Genomic DNA, 18898 nt, shown 5'->3' with positions numbered 1-18898 from the left:
CTGAAGCTTTTGGCAAAAATTCACTCGAATAAGGCAGGTTCAAAGGAATTCTTCACTAAAAACCACACACTCAAAAAGGCGAACCCTCTCAAGAAGCTCCTCAAAAAGAATCACTAGCCTTTGATCAAACTTTTCGCCAGAAAAGCAAACTTTGCAGAGCAAAGTTTGACCAAAATATTCCCTTTTTGTCAAGTTGGCTGGAGCCTAGAGCGTGCACTTTAAAATTTGCCTGTGGGGGGGTTTAACTTTAAAACAGGCTGTTGAACTAGTTTCACTCTTATTCTGGCGTCCGAAGGACGCCTTGAGTGAGTGAAACGCTGTAAAAGTGGTAATTGGGGAGTAAACCACCTGATAAGCGTTTTTAGAATTGCACGCCATTTTTCCATCAACGCTTTGCGTCAGCAAAGGGTTGATGTGGTGGGCCCGCGGGGATTCGAACCCCGGACCTCCACCTTGTCAGGGTGGCGTCATAACCAGTCTAGACCACGGGCCCGACCCAAGGATGGTGGACCGGCCGGGATTTGAACCCGGGGCCTCCGCCTTGCCAAGGCGGCGCTCATACCAGGCTGAGCTACCGGCCCACACCCAACAGCTCCGCACGGCTCTAAAACCCGGCTCTCATCCCTCTCCGGGCCCTCACCCGTGCGGGCATTTACCTATCATCGGGTGGGCTTTATAAACTTTACGCTTTGCTCCTTCGCCTTTGTGTCCCCTCCGGAGCGTTTTGAAGGTAAGAGCGCCCAACCGACGGCTGGACTTGTGAACGTTGGTCAACCGAAGAGTGGCGAGTCATGGGATAAGGTTTATAAGACTCTCCCCCAACCAACCGTGAGGCGAGACCGGTGGGACGGGAGATAACCGAGGAGAAGCTCCAGAGGTACTTTAAAATCACCGCTGAAGCGCTGGAGACCCTTGAAATAGCGGTTCATGAGAAGAGCCTTTTAAGAACCGTTGCGGAGGACTTCCTCACCATGGCGAGGAGCTATTTTGAGGACGCCAGGTACTACTACGAGAAAGGTGACTACGTGACTGCCTTTGCCGCGCTCAACTACGCCCACGGTTTCATCGATGCCGGCGTAAGGCTCGGAGTCTTTAGGGGAGAGGATGACAGACTGTTTGCCTTTGGCTGAGGTGGGAGCTATGGGAGACTACGTGGTTGTTTTGGAGGCACCCATTATAGTGAGGGACGTCGAAACGAGCGAGGACGCGATAAACGTGGCGGTGAGCAAAGTTGCGAAAGCCCTCAACAAGGAGAAGCTCGACTTCGTGCGCGTTGAAATCGGCTACTCCCAGTGCCCGGTATGCGGGGCCCACTTCGAGAGCGCCTTCGTCATAGGCTCGGTGGGTCTGGTTGGGATGTACCTGACGATCAAGGTCTACAACGCTCAAACCATCGAGCACGCCGAGAGGATAGCCAAGGCCGTCATCGGCAAGGCCCTCAAGAAGGTTCCGCTCAAGGTCTACGAGATAAGGGAGCTCACCGAGGAGGAAGAGGGGAACGGTCTGGAGCTGGACGGTTGATCACGTTTCTTTCTCTTCGTTGCTCGTCTCTTCTTCCCGCTCAGTGTCTAGGTAAACTTTGAGTGCCCCCAGGCTATTTAGCGGGTACCTCACCGCCCCTATTGTGATCATGACGGGGAGCGTCCAGATTCCGAGGCCCAGGTTGTACTGAAGGACCATCAATCCATCAACCAGCACGAGACCGGCGCCAAGGGCAAAGTATCCCCCGGTGTTCTTTTTCACCACGCGCCAGATCTCCTCAATCAATCCGATGTTTTTTGTGAAGTAGTAGGCTGGAACCACCAGCGCGAAAGCCGGAGACGCCACGAGTCCTGCCAGAACGTTGCTGAATGGGCCTAAAAGCGCCATTGGAATCGCCAGGAGTATTAGAACCAGTAGCAGTACGATGAAAACCAGAATCTCAGAAGCGGCGAGGGCGGGGATCGCGCGGAGGCCCGAGGTGAGCGAGTCCTGGAGCCTTCTTTCAGTTCCCGCCGACAGCCCAACGGCAAAATCCACCATGGCGTATCCAAAGCCCAGCGTGGCCAGAAAGACGAATATCGCGAAGAGTATGAATACCGACAGTCCGCGTTTCAGGTCTTCCCTTGCCCTCAGGTACTCGTTGTACGTGTCCTCATAGACTATCAAGTCACCCACGGTCACCGTGGACTTGTTCGGTCTGTAGTACTCGTCATCGCATTTCATCCCGTGGGAGCCGAAGAAGTCGGGGTTAGTATCAAGGACGTTGTGGCAGACTATGGCGTCGTTTTCCTTGGTCATCCTTTCCATTATCCTCTTGAGCCGTGAATAGTCATGAAGGGGACCGTTGATGAGGGGAAACGGCAGTGCATAGGTCACCAGAAGTGCTATGGCTAGCAGGGCGAGAAATTTCCTATTCCTGAGTGTTGCGGATACATTCAGGTCGACAGTTTCCATAGTTACATCGATGAATGGTATTGACGTGGAGCCTTTTAAGCTTTTCTTCCCCGCCACCAACAAAGCTTTTAAGCACTCACCAATCAACCAACGACATAACCGGTGGAGGTTTTGCCATGACAAAGTTCATATTCGTCACTGGTGGTGTCGTCAGCGGTCTTGGAAAGGGTATAACCAGCGCTTCCCTCGGAATGCTCATGAAGGCGAGGGGCTTCAGAACGACCAACATCAAGATAGACCCCTACCTCAACTACGACGCCGGAACCATGAACCCCTACCAGCACGGCGAAGTGTTCGTCCTCGACGACGGCGGCGAGGTTGACCTCGACCTTGGCAACTACGAGCGCTTTCTGGACACCAGCCTGAGTTTTGACCACAACATAACCACTGGGAAGGTATATTCTGCTGTCATTGAAAAGGAACGCAGGGGCGACTACCTCGGTGCCACCGTGCAGGTCATTCCGCACATCACCAACGAGATAAAGGAGCGCATAAGGGAGATAGCTCGCGACCACGACGTCGTTGTCGTCGAGATCGGCGGAACCGTCGGTGACATAGAGAGCATGCCCTTCCTTGAGGCTGCCCGTCAGATGCAGCTCGAGGAGGGAAGGGAGAACGTCGCTTTCGTTCACGTTACCTACGTGCCGAAGCTCAAGGTCGTCGGCGAGCAGAAGACGAAGCCGACCCAGCACAGCGTTAAGGAGCTTAGGAGCCTTGGAATCCAGCCCGATGCTATAGTGGCCCGCTCGGAGGACCCGCTCGAGGAGAGCGCCAGGAGGAAGATAAGCCTCTTCACCAACGTCCCGCCGGAGGCGGTCATAAGCGCCTACGACGTTGAGGACACCTACGAGGTTCCGCTCATGCTCGAGAAGGAGGGTCTTGCAAACTATCTTACCCGCAGGCTCGGCCTTCCTGAGAGGGAGCCGGAACTCGACGCCTGGCGCGAGATGGTCGAGAGGTACAAGTCCTTAGAGGACACAGTTGAGATTGCCGTGGTGGGCAAGTACGTCAAGCTTGCCGATTCGTACCTCAGCATAAAGGAGGCGTTAAAGCACTCGAGCGTCGCCAACGGCGTGAAGGTGAAGATACGCTGGATCGAGGCGGAAGACCTCGAGAAGAGCGGAACAAAGCTCCTCGAAGGCGTTGACGGCATAATAGTTCCCGGCGGCTTCGGGGCGCGCGGGACGGAGGGCAAGATGCTCGCGGCCCGCTACGCTCGGGAGAACGACATACCTTTCCTTGGGATATGCTTCGGCTTCCAGCTCACGGTTGTTGAGTTTGCGCGCAACGTTCTGGGGCTGAAGGGTGCGCACTCCACCGAGATAGACCCCCAGACACCGCACCCCGTCGTTGACCTGATGCCGGAACAGAGGGACCTCGACAAGCTCGGCGGAACGATGCGTCTCGGTGCCTATCCCGTCAAGGTAAAGCCAGGAACCCTTGCGAGGGAACTCTATGGGAAGGAACTGATCTACGAGCGCCACAGGCACCGCTGGGAGGTCAACCCGGAGTACATAGAGAAGTTTGAGAAGGCCGGCTTAATCTTCAGCGGAATAGCCGGGGACGACGAGAGGAGGATGGAGATACTTGAGCTTCCGGAGAAGAGGTACTTCATAGCAACCCAGTTCCACCCAGAGTTCAAGTCCCGCCCCATGAATCCGGCACCGGTATTCAGGGGGCTCGTCAAGGCTGCAAAAGAAAAGAAGTACGGGGCTTAAACCTCTATCCCGAGCTCACGCAGCTCTTCATCAACTTTTTTCAGTTCTTCCATCCTCTGGATTTCCTTGTAGAACGCCACTCCAGCCACCCAGAGAAAGAGGTACAGCAGGGCGTCGAAGGGTGCCTGGAGGAACGCCGAGACGTACGGGGCTATGTTCTCTGGGAGGGCCATCTGCGTCACGAATGCTATCGGACTCGCCACCATCATAATGGCGACCACTCCCACCCCAAGAAGAACACCGAAACCGGTTGTTGAGATGACGTTCCTGAATGCCACTCCAAAGGCCTCGAAGGCCGCCCCGATGCTCCCTCTATCCACGTAGAAGGGAATTGCGAGGGCAGAGAGGCCAACGGTGAAGGCTAGGACAAAGAGCACCAGGAGCAGGCCGAGGAACACGAGCACGATTCCCGCTGGCATCAGAGCGGCCCCCAGGGCTATCGGAATCGCGGCGAGGGCTATGAAGACTATCATTATGAGGCCGTAGACGAAGTTTATCAGGATTACCCCCGGGAAGTGCCTCAGCCCGTCCATCAGAATGCCGGTTAGGGAGTATTCCTTGCCCTTTATGTACATGAAGATTCCTTTCGTAACGCCGTATTCGAAGATTGCCCCGACTATGATGGCGATAACCGAGTAGATTGCGAGTCCCTTGAGAAGCTCCATGATCATGCCCATCTCGTCTTCGCCTATTGGCGTTCCGTACTCCTCGATGATGACGTTTCCCTTCTGCATGCTCGTTTGATTGTACTCGTAGCCGATGTCGCTGGGGATCAGGTATGCCCCTAGTGGGGCCATCATGAGGCTCATGACCAGCACAAGCAGGTAGAGTCTCTTGTTCCTGAGAACCAGTGAGAATGCGTTCGTGAAGGCGTCGATCGCTCCCATGCCACCACCTGATGGAGTAATGGGGGAGAGTATTTAAAAATCCTTCCAGAAAAGCTTATAAACGAACCCCCCAAAGTGGCGATAGGTTGAGTATTAAGCTCATGAGGTGAGATAAATGGCTATATGGCAGGGAAGGTCACTCAAGAAGCCTTCAGGCGGAAGGATTATCCTCGCTAGGAAGAAGAGGAAGAGGGAGCTTGGAAGGGAGCCGGCTTTCACCAAGGTCGGTGAGGACAGGGAAAAGAAGAAGATAATCAGAACCTACGGCGGAAACAGGAAGGTCAGGCTCATCGAGGCCCTCTACGCCAACGTCTTCGAGAATGGCAAGGGGAAGAAGGTTAAGATAATCAGCGTCATCCAGAACCCGGCCAACAGGCAGTACGTCAGGAGGAACATCATCACCAAGGGCGCCATCATCGAGACCGAGGCCGGCAAGGCCATCGTCACCAGCAGGCCCGGCCAGGACGGCGTCGTCAACGCCGTTCTCATCAAGGAGGAGAGCGCCTGAATTCTTTTCTCTTCAATTTGAGCTTTTCTCTCGAATTTGCAATTGACCGGTATTTAACGTCCGCTTTCTAGGGATATAGAACTCAACGATAGGAAAGAAAAGGTCAGAGCTCCAGCTCTTCCCGGTACTTTCTCAGTTCCTTCTCCATTATTCTCCTCGCCTGCTCCTCGACCATGGGCTTTACGAGCTCTATGACTCGCTCCTTCAGCTCCTCAAGGCCTTCGCCGTTGAGCGCCGAGATTCTGAGGGGTTCAAGGCCTTTAGCTCTGACGAACTCCTCTACCTTTCTAATCTTCTCCTCGTCGGCTATGTCCACCTTGTTGAGGACTATGATGAAGGGGAACTCGCCGAACTCGGCGTAGATTTCCTCGAACAGGTGGGTCTGTTCCTCAATGGGATAGCCGCAGTACTCGCTGGGGTCGAAGATGTAGACGATGACCTTTCCGAGGTGCTTGAGCGCCAGGATGGCCTGCCTCTCGACCTCGTTCCTCTCGCTCAGCGGCCTGTCTAGAAGGCCGGGCGTGTCTATGACCTGGTACTTGAGGTAGTGCTCCTCGAACTGGCCAACGTTTATGCCCTTGGTCGTGAACGGGTATGTGGCAACCTCGGGTCTGGCGTTGGTTAACGCCCGCAGCAGTGTTGACTTGCCCACGTTGGGGTGACCGGCTATGACGACGGTTGGGAGCCCAAGGTCAACGACCGGCAAATCCTTCAGCACGTTCCTCGCCTGGTTGAGGTACTCAAGGTCGTCGGCTATGTCCCTGAGAACGTCAGCAACGCGGCCGTAGAAGGCCCTTCTGAGCCGGGCTATCTCCTCCGGGTCCCTGGAGTACCGTATCTTCTCAACGTACCTCTGCTCCAGGTTCCTTATCGTCTTTATCGCCCAGTTGACCCTCGCAAGGGAGCGGTGAAACTGGTCCCTGTCAACGAGCGTGTCAACCAGCTCCCTGTAGAACGCTGGCAGCTCCGAAACGCCCGGCGTTCTGTCCAGGAGCTTTCTGAGGTTGTCCCTCACCACGTTTGAGACAGTTCTTACGCGGAGCTCCTCCCTCTGCCTCGCCTTTGCCCTCGGACCGCCCTTGGGCGTGAAGGCCGATGCGGCTTTCTCGGCCCTCCTGAAGGCCTTGTCGATGAGCTCGTCAGCGGTAAGCACGGTCGGCATTTTTTCGAACGGGTTCTTCATCTCTCCCACCTCTCCTTTTCTCTCGCGATGTTGGGCTTTTCGGCTGGGTATTTAAAGGTTCGCTAAAGCTCGATGGTCTTGCCTACGTGCAGCGGCTCTATCCTCTCACCGAGCATGGCCTTCAGGTACGCATAGGAGTCAATGCCAGTGCAGTGGCCGGCGTAGAGCCGTTCGGCCTCTATCCTCTCGGCGACTTCATCGAGGATTTCCCTCTTGGCACCGTTGAGATGAAGGCCTCCTATCAGCGCTCTGACCGGCTTCCCGCTCACATCCTCCGCATGCCACGCGATATTCAGAACCCCCGAGTGACCGCAGCCGGTGACAACGGCGGCCCCATCGCCGAGGTCGATTATCAGCGCCATGTCGTCCGGAACGGAGTCCCTCTCCAGTTTTCCGTCCCTTTCAACGTAGCCCACCGCCCTGTCCCACGTGCGCCTGAGTATCTCCCCCGAACTCCAGAACCCCGGTGTGAACTCGAAGGGCTCTTTCCTGAGAACGAACTCCGCTCCCAGCCCTTCAAGTTCCTCCCTGCTGAACGGGATGCCGATGTCCCTTCTTTTGGGTTTCAGGGCTATTCTGTTCCTGAAGATTTCCGGATGGCCGATGACCTTCAACGGCTTCGTTCTGGCTTCGAGGAAGGCCTTCATTCCCCCCGTGTGGTCGTAGTGTCCGTGGGTGATGAAGAGGAAGTCTATCCCGTCCACGTCGATTCCCAGCTCCCCCATGTTGTGAAGGAGCACGCTCCCATCCGTGCCGGTATCAACGAGAACCCTGGTTCCTCCGTGCTCAATGAGCGCTGAAAAGCCGTGGGCGCCGAGGAGACCCTTTCTAAACCCGGCATGGTTTTCGTATATCACGGTCAGTTTCATCACGACCCCTCGAAAAGTTTATGTTCTGGGGAATTAAAACCCTTGGTGTGGTTGCCATGGTTAACATCGGTGAATACGTAGCCCCCTTGGTTTCAGGCATCGTCGTTGCACTTTCGTCTTGGCTTTCCATCAGCCCCGAGGGATACTTCGTCTCAAACCTCCTTCACAGCATCGATCCGGCCTACGCGGACTACCTGGTGCCCGCCTATCTGGGGGTTACCTTCGCGGTTCTCTTCTACTTCAAGGAGAAGATAGCCCTCGGTTCCCAGAACGCCCTCCGGAAGAGCTTCGACTCTGACACGAGGTATCTTCTCTACGCCGCCATCTTCACGGTTCTCCTCGGTTACCCCATACTCGCCGGGGTCAGGGACGTTATCGGCCCCCGGACCTCAGACATGGTAAACGCCGCGATTGGCGTTGTGATAATCATCCTCGCTCTGCTCGCGGGCACGAAGTCGGGGGCACCCTTTAAGGGGCTGGAGAGCCGTATTCGAGAGGAAAAGGGAGAGGCAACTCTCCTCGATGCAATAATATCCGGCCTCTCGCAGGGAATCACACTCCTTGGCGGTCTTTCCAGGAGTGGACTGGTTCTCCTGGGTCTCCTGTGTACAGGCATAAGCGTGAGGCGGGCCCTTGAGTTGAGTTTTATCGTGGCCCCCGTGTACTTTGTCATGAAGCTCGCGTTCCTCGGCGGCTGGGAGCCCGCGCTCCCGGTTTCGCTGCTGTTCACGGCTTTCCTCGCCGCGTTCGTCGTCAGCATCGTAACGATGAAAGCCCTCGTAAGGCTCTCGGAGTCCATTGGCCAGAGGGCTTTTCTGGTCGTCTTTGGCTCAATCGCCGTCGCTGTTTACCTGCTGGGGGTGATTCTATGAAGGCCGTCGTTCTCGCAGCCGGGAAGGGTGAGAGGCTACGCCCGCTGACAGATGACAGGCCAAAGGTTATGCTCAAGGTCGCAAACAGGGCGATAATCGAGTACGTGCTTGAGAACCTCGATCCTTTCGTGGACGAGTTCATCGTGGTGGTCCGCTACGAGAAGGAGAAGCTGATGGCCACCCTCGGGGACGAGTTCAACGGAAAGCCGATAACCTACGTCGAGCAGCTCCCGGGGGACGGAACGGCCAAGGCCATAGAATCGGCGGGCAAGTTGATCGGGGACGAGGAGTTCATAGTTGCGAACGGGGACATATACTTCGAGATAGACGGTGTGAAGGAGCTCGTGAGTGCCTTCAGAAGGGAAAGGGCCGATGCTGCGCTGCTCGTCAAGGAGTTCGATGATTTGAGCCATTTCGGCAAGATCGAGGTCAAGGAAAACCTAGTCACGGCCGTTAAGGAAAAGCCCGGCAGGGTCTCGGGCTACGCGAACCTTGGGGTCTACATCTTCAAACCAGACGTCTTCCACTTCATCAAGAAAACTCCCCTCAGCAAGCGCGGGGAGTACGAGATAACCGACACGCTCAACTTGATGCTGGATGCCGGAAGGAGAGTAACCTACGCCGTCTATTCCGGCTACTGGAACGACGTTGGCAGGCCGTGGAACATGCTGGAGCTGAACGAATACCTCCTCAAGAACAAGCTTAAACACAGCATCAGGGGCATCGTGGAGGAAGGCGCCACGGTGGTTCCCCCGGTTGAAATCGGGGAGGGTACGGTCGTCAGGAGCGGGACCTACATAATCGGGCCGGTTAAGATAGGCAGGAACTCCCGCATCGGACCGAACTGCTTCATAAGACCGTACACCAGCATAGGTGACAACTGCCACATAGGCAACGCCGTGGAGGTTAAGAACTCCATCATAATGGACAATTCCAACGCTCCGCACCTCAACTACGTCGGGGACTCGATAATCGGGGAGAACACTAACCTCGGCGCTGGCACTATCACAGCAAACCTGAGGCACGACAAGGGCACGATAAAGGTTGAGATAAAGGGCAAGCTCGAGGACTCCGGAAGGAGGAAGCTCGGGGCGATAATAGGCCACAACGTCAAGGTGGGCATAAACGTTAGCATCTACCCCGGTAGGAAGATAGGGAGCAACTCCTTCGTCGGGCCAGGCGTGATAGTTGACAGAAACGTTCCAAGCGGGAGCCTCGTGGTGGCGAAGCAGGAGAAAACGGTGATGACGAGATGAATTGGCACGATCTTGTCTCCATAATCAATTTTATCTCCAGATGGGTGCTGTTCTTCGCGGTGTTTTACAAAACGTATCAGACGAGAGAAAAGAGCTGGATGCTTCTGACGACCGCCTTTTTTATCAACGTTCTGGACATCGAGAGCTACATTTTTAAACCCCTTGGCATTGAGATCGCTCACGATGCCTACAGAATCGCCTCGAAGATACCCAACTTCTTCATAGCGACGCTGCTGATCTGGGGTGCTCTTCACCTCAAATATCGCACGAGCAAGTTCAAGCACGTGGTTGCCATCTCCGTGCTCCTGGTGCTGTCCTATGTGTGGCTGTTTCTGCTGGCCGCCAACGCGTTCCACGACAACTTCTTCATTGAGTCCACGTTTCCATCCCTCGTCTACGGCGCCGCCCTGATATATTTCGGCATGATTCTGAGGGAAAAGGAGATATCCGACCGCAGTATAGACTCGCTGTTCCCGATAGGGTTGATGCTCCTGGGTGTTCTGAACCTGACCTATCCGGTCACCCGTCACATCGAGTGGTTTGCTCCCATTGGTTTCTTCCTGGGTGCGCTCTTCCGCATCATGGCCGCGGTGGGGGCGGTTAAATTCGTGTTCATACCGTTTCCACCCGCCAGGGCTCCCCCAGTGCCAAAGAAGAACATTCCCCCCGGTGCCTATCTCTGTCCCTCAAGGGAGAAGGCCTCGGAGAAATTCGGCAGTATCGAGGAGGCCTCAAACCTTGTGATGATAACCCGGGAGAACATAGACTCCATAGTCGGTAAGGTTCACCCCAGCGCCCTGGTTTTCTGGGTCACCAGGGTCATGGAGGGGCAGATACACAAATCCCCCGAGATATACGCTATAAGCCCCACCAAGATAGACATACTGACCGACTTGATAGCCAAGGCCGTCGAGAGCGGATACAGGGTTGTTTACGTTGATGCCGTCGAGTACCTGATCGTGGAGAACGGCTTCGAAAACGCCCTTAAGTTCCTCCTCAACGTGAAGGACCACGTGCTCGTCGCGGGCGGAACGCTGATCCTGGTGGTTGACCCTGGAACCCTCGACAAAACCCAGAGAAGAATTTTAGAAAGGGAATTTCCGGGGGGGTAACCCCCTCAATCGAGTCCCATCTTCTCAAGGAAGCGCTTGTAGTAGTGGGTGTCCTTTTCAAGCTCCGCCTTCTGGAGGAGCTGTCTCTCGATGGCCCTGAGTGCGTCGTGGACTGCCTGTATCGCACCCCATGTTTCTCCGGTTGCTATGAACACCCCCCTGTCGGTGACGACACGCATTCTGGCCTGGTAGAGGTGCACTCCCCTGAAGCGCTCGTTGAAGCGCCTGATGTAGAGGTAGATTATGCCTTCCTGGCCAAGGAGGTCTTCGTAGCCGTCAACGAAGCGCCTCACGTCCTCAATTATCCTCTCCCTCGTGAAGTCGCTGAGTACATCCGCATCTCCGCCAAGCTGGAGGTAGAAGCGGACCTCCTTCTCAACCATCCTTGAGATTGGCAGGAGCATGTCCTTGACGGTGAGGATTCCCCTGACCCTGTTGCCCTCGTCAACGACAACCAGTCCGTCTATGTCGTTGTCCATCATCGTCTTGACGGCGTCCCTCAGCGTTGCCTCGGCGGGTATGGTTATAACACCCCTTATCATCACGTCGCGGAGCTGCATGCTGAAGGGAGGTATCTTTTCACCGGCGACCTCTCCGTACTGGGCCTTGAAGCGGGGCTTGATGAACCTTATTATCAGGTCGTGCAGGGTAACAAGGCCTTCGAGCCTTCCCTCCTCGTTGACCACGGGTATCCTTGAGATCGCGTGGTCGCGCATTGTTGCGAGCGCCTTTGCAACAGTGTCGTCGGGCTTCAGGGTTATAACGTCCTTCGTCATGAAGTCTTCGACTTTCTTTTCCCCGAACTCCTCCTTAACGATCCTGTTGAGGAGCTCCATATCGCTTATAACTCCAATGATTTCAGCCTTGCTCTCCCCAACCGGGAGGGAGCGCAGGTCAACCTCAATCATGAGCTTGGCGGCCTTGCTAAGGTCCTCATCCGGCTTGATAACCGGAGCGGTCTTGTAGACGTCCCTAACCTTGGCTTTGGTTGGGTCCCACTTGAGGTGGGAGCGTACTATCAGGTCCTGGGTCAGGACTCCCTTGTACAGGTTTCCGTCGAAGACCAGAATAAGGTCAGGGTCTTCCTTCTCAAAAATTCCGATCGCCTCAGAAAGCGGGGCGTCGATGTCTATTTTCTGGAACCTGTCGGTCATAACCTCCTGCACAAGAATACCGACCATTTCTGCCACCTCCTTTTCACTTATTATTAGGGCGGCCGATAATTTAAACTTTTGCAACCGAGAGCTTTTAGTTAACTCAGGTTAATAAATCTTTCGCGGAAAGATTTATAAAACTCCCGCGAGAACTCTCCATCGCGCCGGGGTAGCCTAGCCTGGGAAGGCGCGGGACTCGAGATCCCGTGCGCGTTGCGCACCAGGGTTCAAATCCCTGCCCCGGCGCCAACTGCCGAGCCCCTTGGGGGGTTGCTCCCCAAATTTTCATACTTCTTATTGTGTTTCCCTTGTGTAGAACGTCCTTTGGACGTTGAAATGAGTGAAACCTCAGTCAAGCCGGCGTGTTTGAATAAAACCCCAAACTTACCGCTAAAATTGAAAAGGAGATGCAACTCTCTCGTTCATATTTTACGGAATTTTGACTTTTGCTCAAGCTTTTTCTAAAAGCTTGCTCAGGTCGTTATGTACGCCCCGTCCTTTTCCACTATAACCGTGTGCTCGAACTGGCTCACCAGGCCGCCGCGAACCTCCCTCAGTATCTGGTAGCTGTAAATCGCTCCGGCCCTGTCAAGCTGAGCCAGGGCGAGCTTGAGCTGACCCTCCGGCATGAAGCCCTGGAGCCAGCGGTAGGCGAAGGGGAGGCCGTTGTACTCCCTCTTTATGTGCATGAGAAGCCTCCTGGCCTGGGCCATCCTCACCGGCCTGTCGCGGATGTGCATGAATATGAGCGCCGGTGGAACTTCTATGACCTGCCCGGCACCAGTGGTCGCGAAGGGCTCTATCGCGATGACGTCCCCCTCCTTGAGGACGTAGCTGTCGTTGGGGCGGTATATGTTCGGGATGCTTATACCGGCGTGGAGCTTGTAGCGCTCTATTTTGTGACCGCTGAGATTGACTATTGGATTGAAGCCGTAACCGCGTATGGTCTCCTCTATTGCCTTTCCAATCTCGCTTATTTTGACACCCGCGCGTATCACGCTTATGGCGTTCTCAAGTGCTTCCTTGGAGGCGGCCATCAGGTCGTCCTCTTCCATCCCCACCCTGAACGTTACGGCGGTGTCCGCTATGTATCCGTCCACGTGAACGCCGAGGTCGACTTTGAGGTAGTCCCCTTCCTTGAGGACGCTATCGTCGCCCTTGTACGGCGTGTAGTGGGCAGCGATTTCGTTTATCGATAGATTGCACGGGAAGGCGGGCTTTCCACCGAGTTCGACTATGCGCCTCTCCACGAACTCCGCGATGTCGTAGAGCTTTGCCCCGGGCTTTATCATGTCGACAACTTCCTTCTTCACTTGGCGTGCTATCTCCCCTGCCTTTATGAGTGCCTCTCTCTCGTCCACTTTCTATCACCGCCATAAGAAGGCCCTATTACCCCTTAAACCTTTCCACTCCGGGAAAAACCTTTTATTTAATGCAGACCCTACCTCTACGGTGGGCCCATGCTAGAGCTCAGAAAGTACATCAACATCTCTGACGACATCTTCGTGGTTAAGAATCTCATCGGGGCAATCCTGCAGGGTGTGGGGCTGGCGTACCTCTTCCCCGTGTTGCTGGTGTGGTTCTACCCCGATGAAATCAATTACGTTGTGTACTTTGCCCTCCCTGGAGTGTTCTCCATTCTGCTCGGCGCGTGGCTCGCGAGGCACATGGGAAAGGTTGAGGACGTCAACCTCAGACAGGCTATGGTCTCGGCCGCCTTCACCTGGCTCTTCGCATCGTTCATAAGCGTCATACCGTTCATCTACATAGCTGACATGCCCTTCGTGGATTCCTACTTTGAGAGCATGAGCGCGTGGACCGGAACGGGCCTCACCATGATGAGTCACCTTGAGAGCTACCCCCATATACTCCTCTTCTGGCGCTCGTGGATGCAGTGGCTCGGCGGAATCGGTATCGTGCTGGTCGCGCTGACGGTTCTCATCCGCCCCGGCGTTGCGGCGGCCAGGCTCTACCGCGCCGAGGCGAGGAGCGAGAGGATAGTCCCCAACCTGGTGAACACATCAAAGGTCATCTTCCAGATATACCTGGTTCTCACATTGGTTGGCGTTTACCTCTACTACATCAACGGCATGCCCCTCTTTGATGCCGTCATACACTCCATGACCGGTCTTGGAACCGGTGGTATGAGTAGCCACGACCTGAGCATCGGCTACTTCAACAGCACCTCCATAGAGGCCGTCACGATATTCCTCATGATAATGGGTGCCGTCAACTTCACGGTTCACTACAGACTCTTCAGGGACAGGCACCTCAAGCCCTTCTTCGAGGACGTTCAGGTCAAGTACATGTTCATATTCCTGTTCCCCGCGATAGCCGTGATAGCCCTCAGCCTCACCCAGCTCGGAGATGGCATAGGCGACGCCCTCAGACAGGCGGTTTTCCACGCAGTTTCGGCAATAACCTGTACCGGATTTGGAATCGCTGACCTGAGCAAGTATCCGGAGCTGGGCAAGTTCATACTAGGCATCCTTATGGTCATCGGCGGCGGCGCCGGAAGCACCGCGGGTGGTATAAAGCTCATACGTGTCATATTGATGTACGAAAGCCTCAAGTGGACCCTCCAGAGCGCCATACTGCCCAAGGGTGCAGTCATCAAGAGGAAGGTGGGCAACTATCTGTTCAGCGAGGAGGACATTCAGGAGGTCATGAGCTTCACGATGACGTACTTCGCCTTCCTTCTCATAGGCACGCTCTACACGATGCTCCGCCTCGGCACGAGCCTGACGGATTCTTTCTTCGAGGTCGCCTCCGCCCAGGGCAACGTTGGTCTCAGCATCGGCATAACCTCCCCCACACTGCCGGTTGACCTCAAAATCCTCCTCATCCTTCACATGTGGATTGGAAGGCTGGAGATATTCTCGACCCTAGTGTTCATCATAAGCGTATTCCTCCTCGCCCCGAGGGTGGTGACGAGGAGATGAACGTCATAAGCGTGGAGGACCTCAGTTTCAGGTACAGGCGAGCGAGGGAGTACTCGCTGAAGAACGTGAGCTTTAAGGTTAGGCAGGGGGAGCTCCTCGGAATAATCGGGCCGAGCGGAAGCGGAAAGTCCACGCTCTGTCTGACCCTCAACGGCGTGATTCCCAACTCGATAAAGGGTGAGTTCTCAGGCGATGTCATAGTCAGGGACCCGGAGACCGGGGAGAAGTACAACACCAAGGAAACACCCGTGGCGAAGCTCTCAACGCTCGTCGGCCTTGTCCTCCAGAATCCCGAGAGCCAACTCTTCAACATGACCGTCGAGGAGGAGATAGCCTTCGGTCTTGAAAATCTGGGATTCGATAGAAACGAGATACTCAGAAGACTCCGGTGGGCGCTGGAGGTAACCGGACTGAGGGGACTTGAGAACGAGTTTCCGCCCAACCTGAGCGGGGGACAGCAGCAGAGGCTGGCCATAGCGGCGGTTCTGGCCATGGAGCCGGCCGTGCTTGTTCTGGACGAACCGACGTCCCAGCTTGACCCCGTCGGACGGAAGGAAGTCCTGGGACTCGTTTCCCTCCTCCGGAAGGAGCACGGCATCACGGTGGTTCTGGTCGAGCATCACACCGACTACATCCTCCGTTTCGCCGACCGGGTGCTGGTCATGGCGGGCGGAGAAATTGTCCTGGAGGGAACCCCCAGGGAGATAGCCGAGGAGGCCGAGACGCTGAAGAGACTAGGTGTGAAGCTCCCTCCAAGCCTCGAGATATCCCACGAGCTCAGGAAGAGGGGTATGTTGAAGGGACCGGCCATCACTGAGGAGGAGCTTCTCTCCGGGATAGGATATCCTCCAGTGTGAGCGCCTTCCCAAGGAGAGCGTATTTGAGGTCGTAGAGCTTGAGCATGAGCTCGAATCTGGCGTCGGGGTCTTCCACCTTATCTGCAATCTTGAATGCCGCGTCCAGTATCTTCAGTGCCCCCTCCCTGTTCCGCTCCCCCTCCACCTCGGCGAGGTAGTAGAGCGCCATTGCCCTGTGGAACGGGTTGGAGATGTGCTCGATTATCAACTTTGCCCTCTGGACGTCGCCAGCGCGGTAGAACATCTCCGCCAGGTGCACGAGCACGACGTCGAGCTTCTCCGGCTCGCGGACCATCTTCATGGCGTAGCCCGCCTTCCTCAGCAGGCCCGCGTTCACGAGTCCCATGAGAATGTCCCGAATTATGTCGGCACTCTCCTTGGCAAGGTTTATCGCGGTTCGAAGGGCTATGTCGCCGTTGAGTTCATCGTTGAGGTGGTAGAATAGAACCGCCAGGTCTCCGAGGAGTATGGCCCTGTAGCGAGGATTGATGAGGGAATTAACGAGGGGTATCAGGGTCTTGACCGTTTCCCTCATGTTTTCGAATCCCGTATCCGCTTCGCCCTCTGAGCGCTTCAACTCAGTTAATCTTTCCATAATCGAGCGCAGAATCATCCTCAGGGCCAGAAACCTGTTGGATTCGCCCTCAATCTCCCCGACTAATTCAACCGCCTGCTCGATTTCTCCTATCCCGATGAGGCCCTCTATCTCCTCGAGAACATCCAGCTCTGACCTCTTTCTCCTTTTCTCGCCCAGTGACTTGAAGAACTCATCCAGCCTCCCCATGCTCCACCTCCCTTTCGAGCATTAGCTCCAGGTAAGAGCGTCTCTCGAACCTCTCGACTCCCAGGGACTCCAGAATCTCACGGAGTATCTTTACCGTTTCCTCGACGACCTCTTCTCCCTCGGCTAGGGCCTCGATCTCAATGAACTTTCCGAGACCGTTCACCTCGTCGAGGTCTATTATGATACCCTTGTCCACGTAGTACTTTTCCCGGGTCTTCTCTATGGTGAGAACCTCCTCGAAACCCAGGTTTCTGAGTATCTCCGTGTGCTTGTCGGGGTCGCTTATCGGGACCTCTATCTCCATTCGGGTTTTCGAGTTCTGGTCTATCTTTGGCCCCTTGTAAGTGAGGAACGCCTCGAAGTGCCCGTTGAAGCGTCTTATCCTTATCCTGAGGGCCTCATCGGTTTCGGCGAAATCCCTGCACGGATGCCTGAAGTAGGTGTCCTCGTGATACTCCTTTCGTATCAGCTTGAAGTTCTCCCTAACGCGCTCAAACACTGCCTCGTTCGCGTACCCCTTAACCTCAATCTCTATCATAACCCAACCTCCAAGTTTTTCTTAAGCCTCCTGAGACAGGGGGGACAGTAAACGGGTTCCTTGATGTCCGTGTCAACTATGGAGTTTGAGAAGTGCATGACGCACCGCTCATCAGGGCAGTGTCCCAGGCCAAAAACGTGCCCCAGCTCGTGCATGGCTTCCTTGATTGTCCTCTCGACGAAGAGCCTCTCGTCCGGGGCCTCTCCGTAGAATTCTGGCCTGAGCCTGAACGTCGAGATAACCGCCGCCCCGAGTCCAGAATGTGCGAGTCCAAAAATGAAGTTCAATCCCTCCTCGTAGAGGTCGAGATTGGTTATCCCGAGGACGGCGCGCGCTCTCCTCTTCCTTCCCACTTCGGAGAGCGCGGGCAGGAACCTCCTCCCAAGGTACTGGCGTCTCAGGGGGTTGTAAGCGTCGGAGAACAGGTCCTCGGGAAGGGCATCACTCACCGCGACGGGGAGGCCTAGGGAGGTGTAGTAAGAACCGACGAACTCCCTCACCGCCTCAATCACCCGCCCATCAATCCTTCCGATGGGTACGAGGAGTATCATCCCCGGCTCCCCTCCTAAGCTCGGGCTTCACCCGGCGCGTGTACGGACTGCGGGAACCCCCAATCGAAGGCGGGAATCGGCCCGGTATAGGCTCTGCCCTCACGCCTTCCACCGTTATCTAATTCGCCTTGGGGGAGATAAACCTTTCCAAAGGAAGAAGAGAAGAGACCTCACGGGGTGAGATCCATCTCGCGAAGCTCCTCGAGGAAGTGCTTGGCGAACTCGATGGTCTTGTCTATGTCCCTCAAGTCGGCGGTCTCGACCTGGCTGTGCATGTAGCGTATCGGTATGCTGAGAACGGCCGTCGCAACGCCCTCGCGGTTGATCTGCATTATGTTGGCGTCGGTTCCGGTCGGCCTCGGGCTGGCCTCGACTTGGAGCTCTATGCCGTACTTCCTGGCAACCTCGTCGGCAAAGGCGCGAACCTTGGGGTTGATGTTTGGACCGACGTCCATGACCGGGCCGCCGCCGAGCTTCGGAACTATCTTGCCCTTGTCGCCGACCTGCTTGGCGAAGGTGACGTCCATGGCTATGCCTATCTCGGGGTCTATGGCGTAGCTGGCAACTCTAGCGCCCCTCAGGCCGACCTCCTCCTGCACGGAGGCAACGAAGTAGATGTCCGCCTCGTGGCTCTCAATGGCCCTAGCGGCCTCTATCATGGCGTAGAGGCAAACGCGGTCGTCGAGGTATGGCGTCGCAATCCTGTTCTCGTTGAGCTGGACGAACGCTGGAGCGAACTCACCGACGGTTCCAACGCGGAAGCCCATCTCTTCGGCTTCCTCCTTGCTGTCAGCGCCGACGTCCACAACGATGGTGTCCCAGTCGGCGGCCTTCTTCCTGTCCTCCGGCTTCTGGAGGTGCGGCGGTATGTGGCCGACGACGCCGTAGCGCTCGCCCTTCTCGGTGAAGAACCTTATCCTCTGGGCGACTAGGGTTCTGGGGTCAACGCCTCCAACGGAGACTACGTGGAGGTAGCCCTCCTTGTCTATGTGGTTGACCATGACGCCTATCTTGTCCATGTGGGCCGCGATCATTATCCTCGGCCCGTTGCCCTTCTTGTGGGCGATGACGTTGCCGAGCTTGTCAACGTATATCTCGTCCACGTGGTCCTTCAGGGCCTCAAAAACGACGTCCCTTATTCCAAGGAACTCGTAGCCGGAAACTCCCGGCGCCTCCACAATTTTCCTGAGCAGTTCAATGTCCACCATGGCTTTCGCCTCCTTTAGATTTC

The 18898-nt window shown here is 55.7% G+C and carries 19 protein-coding genes and 3 tRNA genes; 10 read left to right on the top strand and 12 right to left on the bottom strand.

Annotated elements, in window-relative coordinates; genetic code table 11:
- Window positions 1-415: 415 nt before the first annotated feature.
- Window positions 416-493 (bottom strand) — tRNA-Val (locus A3L10_RS04150).
- A gap of 10 nt (window positions 494-503) precedes the next feature.
- Window positions 504-581 (bottom strand) — tRNA-Ala (locus A3L10_RS04145).
- Between the two features lie 261 nt (window positions 582-842).
- On the opposite strand from A3L10_RS04145, the gene A3L10_RS04140 reads away from it, so the two are divergent.
- Complete coding sequence (locus A3L10_RS04140) at window positions 843-1130, top strand: DUF357 domain-containing protein (protein ID WP_088866528.1); 288 nt, start codon at window positions 843-845, stop codon at window positions 1128-1130.
- Window positions 1131-1140: 10 nt separating this feature from the next.
- Window positions 1141-1521, top strand: a complete 381-nt coding sequence (locus A3L10_RS04135; RefSeq protein WP_088180083.1) for a DUF555 domain-containing protein — start codon at window positions 1141-1143, stop codon at window positions 1519-1521.
- On the opposite strand, the gene A3L10_RS04130 is transcribed toward A3L10_RS04135, so the two are convergent.
- Complete coding sequence (locus A3L10_RS04130; protein ID WP_088866527.1) at window positions 1522-2436, bottom strand: hypothetical protein; 915 nt, start codon at window positions 2434-2436, stop codon at window positions 1522-1524.
- A 116-nt stretch (window positions 2437-2552) separates the two neighbouring features.
- Here A3L10_RS04130 and pyrG point away from each other — a divergent pair, with 116 nt between their 5' ends.
- Complete coding sequence (gene pyrG / locus A3L10_RS04125; protein ID WP_088866526.1) at window positions 2553-4154, top strand: glutamine hydrolyzing CTP synthase; 1602 nt, start codon at window positions 2553-2555, stop codon at window positions 4152-4154.
- Here pyrG and A3L10_RS04120 read toward each other — a convergent pair.
- Window positions 4151-5041: a hypothetical protein gene (locus A3L10_RS04120; RefSeq protein ID WP_088866525.1), complete on the bottom strand. Its 891-nt coding sequence runs from the start codon at window positions 5039-5041 to the stop codon at window positions 4151-4153. The two genes, pyrG and A3L10_RS04120, sit on opposite strands and share 4 nt — an antisense overlap.
- 115 nt (window positions 5042-5156) lie before the next feature.
- Between A3L10_RS04120 and A3L10_RS04115 the strand changes: the two genes are divergently transcribed.
- Entirely contained in the window at window positions 5157-5549 is a 393-nt protein-coding gene (locus tag A3L10_RS04115; RefSeq protein ID WP_088180087.1) for a 30S ribosomal protein S8e, read from the top strand.
- Between the two features lie 103 nt (window positions 5550-5652).
- Here A3L10_RS04115 and A3L10_RS04110 read toward each other — a convergent pair whose 3' ends face one another.
- Together A3L10_RS04110 and A3L10_RS04105 are read right to left on the bottom strand one after the other, a co-directional pair.
- Window positions 5653-6732 carry an NOG1 family protein gene (locus A3L10_RS04110; protein WP_088866524.1) on the bottom strand — a complete coding sequence of 360 codons (1080 nt, stop codon included), beginning with the start codon at window positions 6730-6732 and terminating at the stop codon, window positions 5653-5655.
- A gap of 62 nt (window positions 6733-6794) precedes the next feature.
- On the bottom strand, window positions 6795-7601 hold the full coding sequence (locus A3L10_RS04105) for an MBL fold metallo-hydrolase (protein ID WP_088866523.1): 807 nt from the start codon (window positions 7599-7601) through the stop codon (window positions 6795-6797).
- Window positions 7602-7657: 56 nt separating this feature from the next.
- On the opposite strand from A3L10_RS04105, the gene A3L10_RS04100 reads away from it, so the two are divergent.
- The 3 genes from A3L10_RS04100 to A3L10_RS04090 are packed head-to-tail and all read left to right on the top strand — an operon-like array spanning window position 7658 to window position 10841.
- Window positions 7658-8473: an undecaprenyl-diphosphate phosphatase gene (locus A3L10_RS04100; protein ID WP_088866522.1), complete on the top strand. Its 816-nt coding sequence runs from the start codon at window positions 7658-7660 to the stop codon at window positions 8471-8473.
- Window positions 8470-9729 (top strand): bifunctional sugar-1-phosphate nucleotidylyltransferase/acetyltransferase, encoded by a 1260-nt coding sequence (glmU, locus tag A3L10_RS04095; protein ID WP_088866521.1) that lies wholly within the window; start codon window positions 8470-8472, stop codon window positions 9727-9729. Before A3L10_RS04100 ends, glmU begins: the two co-directional genes overlap by 4 nt.
- On the top strand, window positions 9726-10841 hold the full coding sequence (locus A3L10_RS04090) for a DUF835 domain-containing protein (RefSeq protein ID WP_088866520.1): 1116 nt from the start codon (window positions 9726-9728) through the stop codon (window positions 10839-10841). Before glmU ends, A3L10_RS04090 begins: the two co-directional genes overlap by 4 nt.
- Before the next feature lie 5 nt (window positions 10842-10846).
- Here A3L10_RS04090 and A3L10_RS04085 read toward each other — a convergent pair whose 3' ends face one another.
- Window positions 10847-12022: a CBS domain-containing protein gene (locus A3L10_RS04085; protein ID WP_088180093.1), complete on the bottom strand. Its 1176-nt coding sequence runs from the start codon at window positions 12020-12022 to the stop codon at window positions 10847-10849.
- A 136-nt stretch (window positions 12023-12158) separates the two neighbouring features.
- Between A3L10_RS04085 and A3L10_RS04080 the strand changes: the two genes are divergently transcribed.
- Window positions 12159-12244 (top strand) — tRNA-Ser (locus A3L10_RS04080).
- Between the two features lie 224 nt (window positions 12245-12468).
- Here A3L10_RS04080 and map read toward each other — a convergent pair.
- Window positions 12469-13356, bottom strand: coding sequence for a type II methionyl aminopeptidase (gene map, locus A3L10_RS04075; RefSeq protein ID WP_088866519.1), 888 nt, complete (start codon window positions 13354-13356; stop codon window positions 12469-12471).
- A gap of 99 nt (window positions 13357-13455) precedes the next feature.
- On the opposite strand from map, the gene A3L10_RS04070 reads away from it, so the two are divergent.
- Both A3L10_RS04070 and A3L10_RS04065 read left to right on the top strand, forming a co-directional pair.
- The gene (locus tag A3L10_RS04070; protein ID WP_088866518.1) at window positions 13456-14937 is read left to right on the top strand and encodes a TrkH family potassium uptake protein; all 1482 of its coding nucleotides are present in this window, start codon (window positions 13456-13458) and stop codon (window positions 14935-14937) included.
- Complete coding sequence (locus A3L10_RS04065) at window positions 14934-15794, top strand: energy-coupling factor ABC transporter ATP-binding protein (protein WP_088866517.1); 861 nt, start codon at window positions 14934-14936, stop codon at window positions 15792-15794. Before A3L10_RS04070 ends, A3L10_RS04065 begins: the two co-directional genes overlap by 4 nt.
- Here the strand turns inward: A3L10_RS04065 and A3L10_RS04060 are convergent.
- From A3L10_RS04060 to A3L10_RS04045, 4 genes are all read right to left on the bottom strand, one after another.
- Window positions 15748-16578 (bottom strand): hypothetical protein, encoded by an 831-nt coding sequence (locus tag A3L10_RS04060; protein WP_088866516.1) that lies wholly within the window; start codon window positions 16576-16578, stop codon window positions 15748-15750. The two genes, A3L10_RS04065 and A3L10_RS04060, sit on opposite strands and share 47 nt — an antisense overlap.
- Window positions 16562-17116 (bottom strand): class IV adenylate cyclase, encoded by a 555-nt coding sequence (gene cyaB, locus A3L10_RS04055; protein ID WP_088866515.1) that lies wholly within the window; start codon window positions 17114-17116, stop codon window positions 16562-16564. Before cyaB ends, A3L10_RS04060 begins: the two co-directional genes overlap by 17 nt.
- On the bottom strand, window positions 17113-17667 hold the full coding sequence (locus A3L10_RS04050) for an archaemetzincin family Zn-dependent metalloprotease (RefSeq protein WP_088866514.1): 555 nt from the start codon (window positions 17665-17667) through the stop codon (window positions 17113-17115). The genes cyaB and A3L10_RS04050 overlap by 4 nt, the downstream gene beginning before the upstream one ends.
- A gap of 170 nt (window positions 17668-17837) precedes the next feature.
- Complete coding sequence (locus tag A3L10_RS04045; RefSeq protein ID WP_088866513.1) at window positions 17838-18875, bottom strand: lysyl aminopeptidase; 1038 nt, start codon at window positions 18873-18875, stop codon at window positions 17838-17840.
- Window positions 18876-18898: the final 23 nt, after the last annotated feature.

The organism is Thermococcus radiotolerans (assembly GCF_002214565.1).
Lineage (GTDB): Archaea > Methanobacteriota_B > Thermococci > Thermococcales > Thermococcaceae > Thermococcus > Thermococcus radiotolerans.
The sequence above is the reverse complement of the archived record's forward strand: the minus strand, read 5'-3'. Positions and strand labels throughout refer to the sequence as shown.

Bases quoted from the DNA above. Each gene is read 5' to 3' on its own strand.
- A3L10_RS04135 (WP_088180083.1), top strand. From the start codon at position 1,141: ATGGGAGACTACGTGGTTGTTTTGGAGGCACCCATTATAGTGAGGGAC.
- A3L10_RS04130 (WP_088866527.1), bottom strand. From the start codon at position 2,436: ATGGAAACTGTCGACCTGAATGTATCCGCAACACTCAGGAATAGGAAA.
- pyrG (WP_088866526.1), top strand. From the start codon at position 2,553: ATGACAAAGTTCATATTCGTCACTGGTGGTGTCGTCAGCGGTCTTGGA.
- A3L10_RS04120 (WP_088866525.1), bottom strand. From the start codon at position 5,041: ATGGGAGCGATCGACGCCTTCACGAACGCATTCTCACTGGTTCTCAGG.
- A3L10_RS04115 (WP_088180087.1), top strand. From the start codon at position 5,157: ATGGCTATATGGCAGGGAAGGTCACTCAAGAAGCCTTCAGGCGGAAGG.
- A3L10_RS04110 (WP_088866524.1), bottom strand. From the start codon at position 6,732: ATGAAGAACCCGTTCGAAAAAATGCCGACCGTGCTTACCGCTGACGAG.
- A3L10_RS04105 (WP_088866523.1), bottom strand. From the start codon at position 7,601: ATGAAACTGACCGTGATATACGAAAACCATGCCGGGTTTAGAAAGGGT.
- A3L10_RS04100 (WP_088866522.1), top strand. From the start codon at position 7,658: ATGGTTAACATCGGTGAATACGTAGCCCCCTTGGTTTCAGGCATCGTC.
- glmU (WP_088866521.1), top strand. From the start codon at position 8,470: ATGAAGGCCGTCGTTCTCGCAGCCGGGAAGGGTGAGAGGCTACGCCCG.
- A3L10_RS04090 (WP_088866520.1), top strand. From the start codon at position 9,726: ATGAATTGGCACGATCTTGTCTCCATAATCAATTTTATCTCCAGATGG.
- A3L10_RS04085 (WP_088180093.1), bottom strand. From the start codon at position 12,022: ATGGTCGGTATTCTTGTGCAGGAGGTTATGACCGACAGGTTCCAGAAA.
- A3L10_RS04070 (WP_088866518.1), top strand. From the start codon at position 13,456: ATGCTAGAGCTCAGAAAGTACATCAACATCTCTGACGACATCTTCGTG.
- A3L10_RS04065 (WP_088866517.1), top strand. From the start codon at position 14,934: ATGAACGTCATAAGCGTGGAGGACCTCAGTTTCAGGTACAGGCGAGCG.
- A3L10_RS04060 (WP_088866516.1), bottom strand. From the start codon at position 16,578: ATGGGGAGGCTGGATGAGTTCTTCAAGTCACTGGGCGAGAAAAGGAGA.
- cyaB (WP_088866515.1), bottom strand. From the start codon at position 17,116: ATGATAGAGATTGAGGTTAAGGGGTACGCGAACGAGGCAGTGTTTGAG.
- A3L10_RS04050 (WP_088866514.1), bottom strand. From the start codon at position 17,667: ATGATACTCCTCGTACCCATCGGAAGGATTGATGGGCGGGTGATTGAG.
- A3L10_RS04045 (WP_088866513.1), bottom strand. From the start codon at position 18,875: ATGGTGGACATTGAACTGCTCAGGAAAATTGTGGAGGCGCCGGGAGTT.